Genomic DNA, 11,572 nt, shown 5'->3' with positions numbered 1-11,572 from the left:
GGCCGGCGGCGGGCCCGGCGCCTCCTGCGCCGGCTCGGGCACCGGCGCGACCGGACGGTCGACGTCCGCGCCCGAGGAGGCGCGCTCGGCCGCCATGTGCGCGCGGGCGGCCTTGATGATGTCCCACGCCGACAGCTCGTCGGTCGACGGCGGGGAGTGCATCGCCGGGGACGTCAGCTCCGCCGCGACCGCCTGCGGCACCGCGAACCCCGCCGCCGGCGGCGGCACCTGCGCCAGCCGGCACCAGGTCAGCCCGATCGTGTAGGTCGTGGCCAGCAGCGCCGCCAGGGCGTCGGCGTCGTCGCGGCGCAGCGCGTCCGGCAGCCGGCCGTCGCGCGGCCACAGCGCCCGCAGCGGATGGGCCGGGTCGCCCAGCACCGCCTGCAGCGTGCGGGCGCTGTCGGGGTCCAGCCACCGCTGCAGCGCCGGCAGCGCGGCCGGCGCGCCGTGCAGGTCGGCGGCCAGCAGCGCGATTCCCGCGCGGCGGACCTCGTCGTGGCTGCGGCCGCCCGCCGCCGGGCGCGGCCCCGTCAGCCCGTGCACGATCTGCTCCAGGTCGTACAGGGCGAGCCGCAGGTACTCCCCGGGCGCGGTGTCGCGGACCATCGGGGTGGCGAACTCGGCGGGGCAGCGGCGCCGCCACTCCTGCACGATCGCCTCCGGCCCGTACCGGACGGTCGCCATGTCCTGGTTGACCGTCCGCAGCGACGCCGCCGTCACCGCGGCGAGCGCGTCGGCGCCGGGACGGAACCGCGGGTCGGCCTGCAGGCCCGCCGCGACCTCGTACATCACCCGCGCGATGTGCGCGGCGCCGCCGCCGTCGCCGGCGCCGAGCCGGTGGACGTAGTAGCCGGCCAGGGTGGCGAAGTCGGGCGGCATCATCCAGTGCAGCCGCTCGGCCGAGGTGGTCAGGAACGGGATGAACGACTCGATCAGCGGATGCTCGGTCAGCACCACCGGCGAGCCCGCGCACCACAGCAGCGCCCCCCACGCGGCGGCGATGGTGCTGGGCGTGCCGGGCTGGAACATCGGGTCGCGCTGGGCGAACTGCTGCGGGTTCACCGCCAGCGCGGTGGTGATGGCCTGGGAGATCCGCGCGACGACCGCGGTGTCGGGGACGGGCCCGAGGAACCCCAGCGGCGCGACCCGCCCCGCCGACAGGTCCGGGCCGGTCGGGTACAGCTGCGGCGGGACCGGCGGGGTCCCCGCGCCGCGCGGCGCCGGGACCGCGACGCGGCGGTCCTCGAAGTCGGGCGGGGGAGGGCAGGGATGCCACGCGCCGTCCAGCCCGCACCGGTACCAGCGTCCCCAGGCGCCGAACAGCCACCATTCTCCGGCGCCCCACAGCATCCGCGCGGCGATCTGCCCGGCGCGCTCCTGCGGCTGCGCCGTCCGCCACCACGGCGAGGCGACCAGCTCACGCACGTTGCCCTCGACCGCCGCGAACAGGTCCGCGCCCGGGCCGCCTCCCGTCCCGCCGGGTCCCGCCCCGGCCCCCTGCCAGCTCACCCGGCGAATAGTAGTCCTCCCCGGCGGAGTGCCCGGCATGCCCTGTTCGGTGCATTGGTCGGCGCGTTGTCCGACGCGTGGCCGGTCGCGTCCGGCCGGACCGTTCCCGCCCTCGCCATGTAATGACCGTTATGGCACCATGCTCCTGATCGAGCGAGAGGGGAGGGGCGATGGGCGTCGACGCGGCCGCGCGCACCCGCGCGCAGGGCGTCGCGCTGGCGGTGTTCTCCTCGGTGTGCTTCGGGGCGTCCGGCCCGTTCGGCAAGGCGCTCATCGAAGGCGGGCTGGAGCCGCTGCAGGCGGTGTGGCTGCGCATCGCGGTGTCGGCGGCGGCGCTGGTCCCGATCGTGGCCGCGGTGCGGGCCCGCCCGGGCGCGCGCCCCCTGCGCGCGCAACTGCGGCCCCATCTCGGGCGGCTGGCGCTGTACGGGCTGACCGGCGTCGCCGGATGCCAGGCGTGCTACTACCTGGCCGCGTCCCGGCTGCCCGTCGGCGTGGCGATCCTGCTGGAGTTCACCGGCCCGGTCATGGTGCTGGCCTGGCTGCGGCTGGTGCGCCGCGCCCCCGTGCACCGCACCGCCGCCGCCGGCGTCGTGGTCGCGATGGCGGGGCTCGCGCTGGTCGTCCAGGTGTGGACGGGCCTGAGCCTCGACCCGCTCGGACTGGCCGCCGGGCTCGGCGCCGCCGCCTGCCAGGCGTCCTACTTCCTGCTGGTCGACCGCCTCGCCGGACGCGTCGACCCGCTGGTCATCACCACCGCCGGCAGCGCGGTCGCCGCCGCCGCGCTCGCCCTGCCCGCCGCGCCGTGGGCGCTGCCCTGGGACGTGCTCGCCGCCGCCGTCCCCGTCGGCGGGCGCACCGCCCCCGGCTGGACGCTGGTCGCCTGGATCGCGCTGGTCAGCACCGTGCTGGCCTACCTGACCGGGATCGCCGGGCTGCACCGCCTGTCGGCGCAGGTCGGCGGCGCCATCTGCTACACCGAGGCGGTCGCGGCCACCCTCATCGCCTGGGCGGCGCTCGGCGAACGCCTCACCGCCGTGCAGATGACCGGCGGCGCCATCGTCCTGGCCGGCGCCTACATCGCCCAGCGCGCCGCCACCGCCCCGGAGGCCCCTAAAGCCCCGGGCGCGGCGGACACCGCGCCCGCGTCCCGCGCCGCCGACGCCCGCAACTGACCGGCCCCCGCACCAGTCGCCCGCGCCGGCGCCTGCGGCGGGACGCGGCGGTCAGGCGTTCTCGGCGCGGAACCGGCGGGCGCCCAGCCACACCGACACCACCAGCAGCACCACCGCGACCAGCGCGCCCTCGGCGACCGCCGCCGTCGCGTAGTCGCCGAGGAACGCCGCGCGCGCCGCGTCCACGACGTACCGGAACGGCGTGCAGCGCGACACCACGTCCAGCCACCCCGGCGCCAGGCTCATCGGCAGCAGGATCCCCGACAGCAGCATCAGAGGCAGCGTCACCGCCGACAGCAGCGGCGCGAACGCGTCCTCGCCGCGCGTCCGCATCGCCAGCACGTACGACAGCGACGCGACGGCGACCGCCAGCGACACCACGAACAGCAGCCCGACGGCGATACCGCCCGCCGGTGCGCGCAGCCCCAGCGCCAGCCCGATCGCCACCAGCATCACCGCCTGGAACGCCACGATGACGGTGTCGCGCAGCACCCGGCCGAGCAGCAGCGCCGTGCGGCTCACCGGCGTCACCCGCAGCCGCTCCACCACCCCCGACCGCAGCTCGGCGATCAGCCCGAACCCGACGAACCCGGCGCCGAACAGCGCCAGCTGGATCAGCACGCCCGGCACGAACACCTGCCAGGCGTTGCCGGCGCCGAAGCCGCGCACGTCCACCAGCCTCGACAGCAGCGGCCCGAACAGCACCAGGTACAGCAGCGGCTGCATCGCGCCGAACACCACCGCGACCTTGCTGCGCAGCGTCTGCCGCAGATACCGGCCGAACACCAGCCGGGTGTCGGAGGCGGTCCGCGCCAACGACCCCGCCAACGACTCCGGCAACGACATCGCCATGGACATCGCGTACTCCTTCTCTCTCGGGACGAGCGCGGCCGTCTCAGGCGGCGTCGCGCAGGGAACGGCCGGTGACGGTGAGGAACACGTCGTCGAGGCTCGGGCGGGCCAGGTTCAGCGACGCCAGCTCCACCCCCGCGGCGTCCAGCGCCCGCACCAGGCTCATCAGCTGCCTCTCACCGTCCTCGACGGTCAGCCGCACGCCGCCGCCGCTGACCACCGCCTCCCGCACGGCCGAATGCCGCGACAGCGCCTCGCGCGCCGGCGCGGCGCCCGAGGGGTCGGCCAGCTCGAGCGTGACCACGTCCCCGGCGACGCGGCGCTTCAGCTCGGCGGCGGTGCCCGCGGCGACGATCCGCCCCCGGTCGATGATCAGCAGCCGGTCGCACAGTGCGTCCGCCTCGTCCAGGTAATGGGTGGTCAGGAACACCGTCGTGCCGTCCTCGGCGCGCATCGAGCGGACGTGCTCCCACAGGTTCCCGCGGCTCTGCGGGTCCAGGCCGGTCGTCGGCTCGTCCAGGAACAGCAGCGGCGGGCGGTGCACCAGGCCCAGCGCGATGTCCAGCCGGCGGCGCTGCCCGCCCGACAGCGTCCCGCACGGCCGCGGCCCCAGGCCCTCCAGCTCCAGCCGCGCGCACAGCTCGGCGATCCGCTCCGCGCGGCCGTCCACCCCGTACAGGCGGGCCTGCAGGTCCAGCTCCTCGCCGGCGGGGACCGACGGGTCGGTGCCGCCGCCCTGCGCGACGTACCCGATGCGGCGCCGCACCCCGCCCGGGTCGGCGCGCAGGTCGTGCCCGGCGACCGTGGCGGTGCCGGCGGTCGGCGCCAGCAGCGTCGTCAGCATCCGCAGCGTGGTGGTCTTCCCGGCGCCGTTGGGCCCGAGGAACCCGACGATCTCGCCGGGCGCCACCGACAGGTCCACGCCGCGCACGGCCTCGACCGTCCCGTGCTTGCCGGTGAAGGTGCGGGCGAGCCCGCGTGCCTCGATCACGATGACCTCCGGTAGGGGGTGAACGACTCGCCGATAAAGTAACCACAAATTTGCAGTCGCACCAAGTTTTCAGTGACACCAGTGAAGGTAGGATTCCGAGCATGGGAGAGGAGATCGACCGGCGCCCCGAACCCGAACTGGGCCTGCGCGAGCGCAAGAAGCGCGAGACCCGCCGCCGCATCGCCGACATCGCCACCGGGCTGTTCATGACGCGCGGCTTCGACAACGTCACCGTCGCCGACGTCGCCCGCGTCGCCGACGTGTCGGTCAACACCGTCTTCAACTACTTCAGGACCAAGGAGGACCTGTTCTTCGACCGGCAGGACGAGATGATCGAGACCGCCGGGCGCGCGTTCCGCGACCGCCGCCCCGGCGAGGGCGTCGTCGCGGTGTTCCGCCGCCGCTTCTTCGAAGGCCTGGACGAGGGCGACTACCGCACCGCCTTCCACGAAGGCTCGGAGGTCTGGATGAAGACCGTCGGCGACAGCCCCGCCCTCACCGCCCGCTCCCGCGAACTCGGCCAGCAGATGAAGGACGTCCTCGCCGGCCTGCTCGCCGAGGAGACCGGCGCCGGCCCCGACGACATCGCCCCCCGCGCGGTCGCCTCGATGATCTACGCCGCCCAGGGCGTCCTCATCGAGGAGATCGCCGCCCGCAAGAGCGCCGGCGAGACCCTCCAGGAGATGCGCGAGGACGTCTACGCCTCCGCCGCCCGCGTCTTCGACCTGCTGGAACACGGCATCGGCGACTACGCGCCCAAACCCGCGGACGACCGGTAGCACGCCCTGCCGGCGGCCGCCGCCGGAAAATGGGTGTCGACACGCTCCGCGGCGTTCCTAGACTCCATGATTGCGGAGGCGAACAATCATGGACACCCCCACGTTCCTGGCCCACCTGCAGACCCACGACACCCCGCTCACCCTGCCGAGGGGCGGCACCCTGCGCTGGGACGACGCGGACCTGCACCGCGCCGCCCACGCCGCCGGGCCCGAGCACTACGCGCTGCTGGCCCTCGTCCCGGGCGCGCTGCCCTGGCAGCGGACCCGCGTCCTGCTGCAGACCCTCGCCGCCACCCAGGCCGGCCTCGACGCCCCCACCCGCGACACCCTCGCGCGCCTGGCCCGCGTCCTGACGCTGGCACTGCCGCCCGCGCACGTCATCACCTCACTGCTCGCCCTGCGCCGGCTGCGCGCCAACCACAAGCACACCACCCGCGCCGTCCTGCGGTTCGTGCTCGAGCACCCCGACGCCGACACCCTCATCGCCGCGCGCCGCCCCGCCCTGCTCGACTGCTTCGAGCACGCGCTCGGCAAGACCGCCGCCCGCGGCTGCGCCCGCCGCATCGCCGGCGGCGACACCGGCTCGGACTACCTGCGGCGCCGCCTGCTGCGCTTCCTCGCCGTCCCCGCCGCCGCCCCCGGCCGGGTCGAGGCCCTCTACGCCGCACCCGCAACCGGCGGCGCGCCCGGGGCCGGTGCCGCCGCCGCGCGGGCGCTGCCCGACGAGCCCGCCCTCGCCCTCGACGCCGCCCCCGAACGGCCCGCGACCGTCACCGCCACCAACCGCGGCGACATCGCCGCCACCCTCGTCCACCTGTACCGGGGCGGCCCCGCCGAGGACCTGTACGCCGCGCTCGGCCGCTACCTCGACGACGCCGCCCGCGCCTTCCCCCGCTTCACCGGCACCGTCGCGCTCGTCCTGGACGCCTCGGCGTCCATGCGCGGCCACGGCGAACGCGAATGGGCCGTGCTGTCGCAGGCCGCCGCGCTGCGGATGCTGCTGTCGCAGGTGTGCGACCGGCTCGAGGTCATCGAGGTCGGCGGCGACGAACGCGCCCCCCGCGGCGCCACCGACCTGGCCACCGGCGTCCTGGACGCCCTCGGCACCGGCCCCGACCTGGTCGCCGTCGTCTCCGACGGCTACGAGAACCTGTTCCCCGGCGACCTCGCCCGCGTCACCGCGACCCTCCCGCGCGCCGCCGTCACCACCCCCGTGGTGTTCTGCCACGCCCTGTTCACCGGCGCCGACGACCTGACGCTGCGCCGCCCCGACCCGTCCCTGCCGCAGCGTCGATTCTGGCACCAGGACGACTTCGCCGCCCTGCTGCCCTGGATGTTCGCGCACTGCCCCGCCGGCCGCCCCTGGCTGCACACCGCCCTGAGCTCCCGCCTGGACGCCCTGGACCGGCAGGCCACCGACCTCACCACCGCCCTCGCCGCCTGACCCGCCCCCGGCCCCCGCAAGACCACCCCCGACCCGGGCAGGGCCGGTCCATCCGGCACGACAGAAAGAGCACCGCATGACCGACACCACGGCGCTCGACACCCTGGTCCCCGGCCCGCTCAGCCTCGCCGGGCACCGCCTCGGCACCCCGCAGCGGGCCGGCGCGCTCACCATGGTGCCGATCTCCGGGCCCGCCCGCCCCGGCTTCGTCCCGCCCCGCACCGGCCTGAAGCTGTCGCGCGTCACCGGCTACGGCCGCCTCGAACTGCGCAACGGCGCCGACACCGGCGTCGCGATCGTCCCGCTGCACCTCGGCTACGTCCAGGACGCCGCGCAGAACCACGCGCTGTGCCGGTCGGCGTTCCTCGCGCCCGGGCAGTGCCTGCTGTTCGAGGACGCCTGCTGCGTCCAGCAGACCCAGGGCGGCTACCTCACCGGACGCGACCAGTGGTTCTTCGTGCTGCCCGTCGAACTGCGCGCCCGCGCCCTGCAACTGCGCGGCGTGCACGGCTACGCCAAGCTGTGGGACGACATCGCCGACCTCAACCATCGCTGCGGGCTGCCCCGCCGCGGCCACCTGGAGCAGATCCTGTCGCGCAAGCGGCCCGTCCTCACCCAGTTCCAGAGCCGCCTGGAACCCCAGCCCGGCCAGGTCGGCGCGCTGTTCTTCGTCGCCGGCCGCTTCGCCGGCCTGGAGATCTGCCCCGACCCCCGCTACTTCGCCGAGATGTGGACCGCGCTGGTCTGCTTCGCCTACGGCGTCGCCGCCTGGCGCGCCGAACCCGCACCGCCCGGCCCGCACGCCCCCGCCGCCCCCTTCGAGGCGGCCGGCCTGGCCGAGCTGCGCGGCGCCCTGGACCGCGACCGCGCCGCCCGCATCGCCGAGATCGCCGGATGGCCCGCCGGCGCCCCCGGCGGACCCGTCGAGATCCAGGAGGAGGAGCGCTACCTGGACCTGCGGCTGTCCACCCTCACCGCCCCGCACCTGGCCGGCCAGGTCGTCACCGACGGCGGCCGCACCGTCTACGCCTCCCTGTTCGCCCGCTGAACCGCCTTCGCCCCCGCCGGGCAACGCGTCCGGGGCCGCCCCGGAAAAGGGGTTGCCCCGGACCGCCCCGACCCAGTTGAATCGGACCCACGGGAACTGAGCCGGACCCGTCAGGCGAAACCCCGGATTCCATGTTCGGATCTCGCACGACGCTCGTAACGTCGCCAGGCGATCATGAGCCTGACACGGTGCCGGCCGCCTGTCCCGTCTCCTCCAGGTACGGCGCGAGCGCCGCCCGTACCGACCCGGGCATCTCCCGCTTGGCCTTGGAGCCCGGGTCGATGAACACGTGCCGCACCTCCCCGTCGGCCATCAGCCGCCCCTCCACCAGGAACCGCGGCCGCACCACCATGCTCGTCGTGCCGAGACGCGCCACCGGCATCTCCACGTCCACCAGGTCGTCGAACCGCGCGCCCTCCCGGTACCGGATCCGCGCCTCCGCCACCACCAGGTCGTACCCGGCCGCCGGCATCTCCTCCGGCCCGCACACCACCGCGCGCCACAGCTCCGTCAACGCCACGTCGTAGAAGAACAGGTAGTGGCCGTTGAACACCACGCCCTGCTGGTCGCACTCGCTGTACCGCACCCGCAACCGATGCGCGAAGATCTGCCCCATACGGCCACATACTGCCGCACCCGGCGCGCGGCGGGCGACGGCGCCGCCCGGATGATCCCGCATCGGACACTATAAGTATTGCTTCTGAGTTGCAGAAGAACCATCTGTTGGACTTCTGGGCGCCGGACGCCGAGCATGGGAGGTGACACACCAGCCACCAGGGAGGACACCATGGAGAAGGCCATGCGGCCCGAGGACATCACCCGCCTGTTCGTCGAGCGCTCCAACGCCGGCGACGCCGCAGGGGTCGCCGCGCTGTACGAGGAGGACGCCGTGATGGCCTACCCGCCCGGCTCCCTGACCGCCGGACGCGACGCCATCCGCGCGCTGTGGGAGAAGGTGCTCGCCGGACGCCCGCACTTCGAACCCGAGGAGCCGCTGCCCACCCTGGTCAGCGGCGACATTGCCCTCACCTCCACCCCGCCCCGGGACGGCGCAGGCGCCCGCGCCCAGGTCGTCCGCCGCCAGCCCGACGGCAGCTGGCTCCGCGTCCTCGACCAGCCCGAGTTCGTCACCCCGGGCACCTGACCCGCCGCGCCCCCGGCCCCGCCGACACCGGCACGGGTCCGGGGGACGCGGCGTGCCCGGGGAAGGGCGGCCGGTCAGCTCGCGAGGAACTCCAGCAGGTCCCGGTTGAAGCGCTCCTTGTCGCCCGGCACCATCGCGATGCCGTGCGAGCCGCCCTCGTAGACCTTCAGCGTCGCGTCCGGGATGATCCGCGCCGACTTGCGGCCCGTCGCGTCGATCGGGACGATCTGGTCGTCGTCGCCGTGCACGATCAGGGTCGGCACGTCGAACTTCTTCAGGTCGTCGGTGAAGTCGGTCTCGGCGAACGCCGTCGTGCAGTCCACGCCGGCCTTGACGGTCTCGTGCATCGCCATGAGCCAGAACGCGTCCCGGTTGCCCTGCGTCGCCTTGTCGCCCGGGCGGTTCGCGCCGAAGAACGCCTCGGAGGCGTCCTTCCAGTACTGCGAGCGCTCCCGCAGGATCCCGGCCTTGATGTCCTCGAACACCTGCGCCGGGACCCCCTCGGGATTGGCGTCGGTGCGCAGCATCAGCGGCGGGATCGCCGACAGCAGGACGGCCTTGGCGACCCGACCGGTGCCGTGCCGGCCGATGTAGCGGGCCAGCTCGCCGCCGCCCATCGAATGCGCCACCAGCGTGACGCCCCGCAGGTCCAGCGTGCCGAGCAGGTCGGCCAGATCGTCGGCGAAGGTGTCGAAGTCATAGCCGTCCCACGGCTGCGACGAGCGGCCGTGCCCGCGCCGGTCGTGGGCGATGCCGCGGTACCCGGCGTCGGCCACCGCCTTCAGCTGGTCCTCCCACGCGTCGGCGTTCAGCGGCCAGCCGTGGATGAACACCACCGGCGCGCCCGAGTCCCAGTCCTTGTAGAAGATCTCGTTGCCGTCGCGCGTCGTGACGTACCCCATGCCTGCGACCCTCCTTGACGTAGCGGTTCACGTATCGGTGCGATCCGGGCGACCTTCCCGCGACGGCCCGCCGGAATCCGCACCCCGGGGGCCGGGGAGGGCAAGCCGCGGTCGACCTTTCTTTACCGCCCGCGCCGCCCGGCCCGGGCTGAAGTCTCGGCAAAGGCGGGCGCGTGCCCGCGGGCGGCGGACGCGGGCGCGGTTAACGTGCGGGCATGCCGCAGACGCCCGGCGCCAGGCCCGCATACGCGCCCGCCGACGTCCCGCCCGACGCACCCCCCGCACCCCCCGAGCCGCCCGAGCCGGGGACGGCGCCCGCCGCCGGACGGCCCGGCCCGCGGCGGATGCCGGCATGGCTGCCCCGCGCGTTCGTGCTCGCCGGCGCCGTCGTCCTGGCGTTCATGGCGCTGCTGTGGCTGCTGCAGCGGCTGCGGGACCTGCTGCTGGTCGTGCTGGTCTCGCTGTTCCTGGCGTTCGCGATCGAGCCCGCGGTGAACTGGCTGGCGGCGCGCGGGTGGCGGCGCGGCGCCGGCACCGGGCTGATGTTCGTGGTCATCGGGGTGCTGCTCGCCGGGTTCCTCGGCGGGATCGGGTCGCTGCTGGCCACCCAGACCACCCACCTGATCAACGGGTTCCCCGGCTACGTCCGGCAGGTCATCGACTGGGCCAACGCCACCTTCGGCACCCACCTGTCGCGCGACACCCTGTTCCAGCGGCTCCCCACCGTGACCGGCACGCTGTCGCGGCACCTGTCGTCCCTGGCGCAGAACGTGTGGGGGATCGGCGCCACCGCCTTCGGCGTGGTCTTCAAAGGGCTCGGGGTGCTGCTGTTCACCTTCTACCTGTCGGCGCAGGGCCCGCAGCTGCGCCGCACGGTGTGCTCGCTGCTGCCGCCGCGCCGGCAGCGGGAGGTGCTGCGGGCCTGGGAGATCGCGATCGGCAAGACCGGCGGCTACATCTACTCCCGCGCGCTGCTGGCACTGATCTCCGGGGTCGCGCACTACGTCGCGCTGGCCGGGCTCGGAGTGCCGTACGCGGCGACGCTGGCGCTGTGGGTCGGGGTGGTGTCGCAGTTCATCCCCGCCGTCGGCACCTACCTGGCGGGCGCGGTGCCGGTGCTGATCGCGCTGACCCGGTCGCCGGCGACCGCGCTGTGGGTCCTGCTGTTCATCGTCGCCTACCAGCAGGTGGAGAACTACCTGCTGCAGCCCCGCATCACCGCCCGGACCCTCGACATGCACCCGGCGGTCGCGTTCGGGCTCGTCCTGGCCGGCGTGGCGATCGCCGGACCGGTCGGCGCGCTGGTCGCGCTGCCGTTCGGGGCGAGCGTGCAGGCGTTCGCCGGCGCCTACGTCCGCCGCTACGACGTCGAGGAGCACCCCCTCACCCGGACGGCGCCGCCCGAGCGCGCACGCCGGTGGTCGCTTCGCCGCAGCCGACGCCGCAAGTGACCGCGGGCTTTACCCCCACCAGGACGGACCCGGACCACATCGTCGACCATTGCCGTGGACGCGCCCGCCCCGCCGGGTTAGCGTGCCCGCAGAACCTTGATCAACCTGGCAGCTCGGGGGCGGAGGGAGCCGTCATGCACCTGCCCCGCACGCACCTGTCCCGCAACCATCCGCACCGCGAGCATCGGCACCGCGAGCATCCGGCCCGCCCGCCGGGGACCGGCCGCGCCCGGGCCGCCGTCGCGGGCCTGGCGGCCGCGGCGCTCGCCGCAGCCGC

At 74.9% G+C, this 11,572-nt stretch carries 11 protein-coding genes; 6 read left to right on the top strand and 5 right to left on the bottom strand.

Annotated features, from left to right (window positions below; translation table 11 throughout):
* Positions 1-1,509 (bottom strand): hypothetical protein (locus tag ABD296_RS47305; protein WP_344284340.1); only part of this gene is annotated, 1,509 nt, incomplete at its 3' end.
* Between the two features lie 170 nt (positions 1,510-1,679).
* On the opposite strand from ABD296_RS47305, the gene ABD296_RS47300 reads away from it, so the two are divergent.
* A complete protein-coding gene (locus ABD296_RS47300) occupies positions 1,680-2,684 on the top strand; it encodes an EamA family transporter (protein ID WP_344284337.1) in 1,005 nt (334 codons plus the stop codon).
* A gap of 51 nt (positions 2,685-2,735) precedes the next feature.
* On the opposite strand, the gene ABD296_RS47295 is transcribed toward ABD296_RS47300, so the two are convergent.
* Positions 2,736-3,542, bottom strand: a complete 807-nt coding sequence (locus ABD296_RS47295; protein WP_344284335.1) for an ABC transporter permease — start codon at positions 3,540-3,542, stop codon at positions 2,736-2,738.
* A 37-nt stretch (positions 3,543-3,579) separates the two neighbouring features.
* A complete protein-coding gene (locus ABD296_RS47290) occupies positions 3,580-4,527 on the bottom strand; it encodes an ATP-binding cassette domain-containing protein (RefSeq protein WP_344284332.1) in 948 nt (315 codons plus the stop codon).
* A 101-nt stretch (positions 4,528-4,628) separates the two neighbouring features.
* Here ABD296_RS47290 and ABD296_RS47285 point away from each other — a divergent pair, with 101 nt between their 5' ends.
* From ABD296_RS47285 to ABD296_RS47275, 3 genes are all read left to right on the top strand, one after another.
* Positions 4,629-5,306, top strand: coding sequence for a TetR/AcrR family transcriptional regulator (locus tag ABD296_RS47285; RefSeq protein ID WP_344284329.1), 678 nt, complete (start codon positions 4,629-4,631; stop codon positions 5,304-5,306).
* An 88-nt stretch (positions 5,307-5,394) separates the two neighbouring features.
* Entirely contained in the window at positions 5,395-6,750 is a 1,356-nt protein-coding gene (locus ABD296_RS47280; protein WP_344284326.1) for a hypothetical protein, read from the top strand.
* A 76-nt stretch (positions 6,751-6,826) separates the two neighbouring features.
* Complete coding sequence (locus ABD296_RS47275) at positions 6,827-7,798, top strand: ARPP-1 family domain-containing protein (RefSeq protein ID WP_344284324.1); 972 nt, start codon at positions 6,827-6,829, stop codon at positions 7,796-7,798.
* Between the two features lie 172 nt (positions 7,799-7,970).
* Here the strand turns inward: ABD296_RS47275 and ABD296_RS47270 are convergent, their stop codons facing one another.
* Positions 7,971-8,414, bottom strand: coding sequence for an acyl-CoA thioesterase (locus ABD296_RS47270; protein ID WP_344284321.1), 444 nt, complete (start codon positions 8,412-8,414; stop codon positions 7,971-7,973).
* Positions 8,415-8,585: 171 nt separating this feature from the next.
* Here ABD296_RS47270 and ABD296_RS47265 point away from each other — a divergent pair, with 171 nt between their 5' ends.
* Entirely contained in the window at positions 8,586-8,942 is a 357-nt protein-coding gene (locus ABD296_RS47265; protein ID WP_344284318.1) for a YybH family protein, read from the top strand.
* Between the two features lie 74 nt (positions 8,943-9,016).
* Here the strand turns inward: ABD296_RS47265 and ABD296_RS47260 are convergent, their stop codons facing one another.
* Complete coding sequence (locus tag ABD296_RS47260) at positions 9,017-9,844, bottom strand: alpha/beta fold hydrolase (RefSeq protein WP_344284315.1); 828 nt, start codon at positions 9,842-9,844, stop codon at positions 9,017-9,019.
* A 215-nt stretch (positions 9,845-10,059) separates the two neighbouring features.
* Here ABD296_RS47260 and ABD296_RS47255 point away from each other — a divergent pair, with 215 nt between their 5' ends.
* Positions 10,060-11,295 (top strand): AI-2E family transporter, encoded by a 1,236-nt coding sequence (locus ABD296_RS47255; RefSeq protein ID WP_344284313.1) that lies wholly within the window; start codon positions 10,060-10,062, stop codon positions 11,293-11,295.
* The last annotated feature ends 277 nt before the right edge of the window (positions 11,296-11,572 follow it).

The sequence above is a fragment of the Actinomadura napierensis genome, assembly GCF_039529375.1.
In the GTDB taxonomy this organism is placed as follows: Bacteria; Actinomycetota; Actinomycetes; order Streptosporangiales; family Streptosporangiaceae; genus Spirillospora; species Spirillospora napierensis.
Note: the sequence above shows the minus strand (reverse complement) of the source record. Positions and strands in the feature narration are given on the sequence as shown.

What these genes read in the sequence shown, in the direction of transcription:
- ABD296_RS47300 (WP_344284337.1), top strand. Translation starts at nt 1,680, where the DNA reads ATGGGCGTCGACGCGGCCGCGCGCACCCGCGCGCAGGGCGTCGCGCTG.
- ABD296_RS47295 (WP_344284335.1), bottom strand. Translation starts at nt 3,542, where the DNA reads ATGTCCATGGCGATGTCGTTGCCGGAGTCGTTGGCGGGGTCGTTGGCG.
- ABD296_RS47285 (WP_344284329.1), top strand. Translation starts at nt 4,629, where the DNA reads ATGGGAGAGGAGATCGACCGGCGCCCCGAACCCGAACTGGGCCTGCGC.
- ABD296_RS47280 (WP_344284326.1), top strand. Translation starts at nt 5,395, where the DNA reads ATGGACACCCCCACGTTCCTGGCCCACCTGCAGACCCACGACACCCCG.
- ABD296_RS47275 (WP_344284324.1), top strand. Translation starts at nt 6,827, where the DNA reads ATGACCGACACCACGGCGCTCGACACCCTGGTCCCCGGCCCGCTCAGC.
- ABD296_RS47270 (WP_344284321.1), bottom strand. Translation starts at nt 8,414, where the DNA reads ATGGGGCAGATCTTCGCGCATCGGTTGCGGGTGCGGTACAGCGAGTGC.
- ABD296_RS47265 (WP_344284318.1), top strand. Translation starts at nt 8,586, where the DNA reads ATGGAGAAGGCCATGCGGCCCGAGGACATCACCCGCCTGTTCGTCGAG.
- ABD296_RS47260 (WP_344284315.1), bottom strand. Translation starts at nt 9,844, where the DNA reads ATGGGGTACGTCACGACGCGCGACGGCAACGAGATCTTCTACAAGGAC.
- ABD296_RS47255 (WP_344284313.1), top strand. Translation starts at nt 10,060, where the DNA reads ATGCCGCAGACGCCCGGCGCCAGGCCCGCATACGCGCCCGCCGACGTC.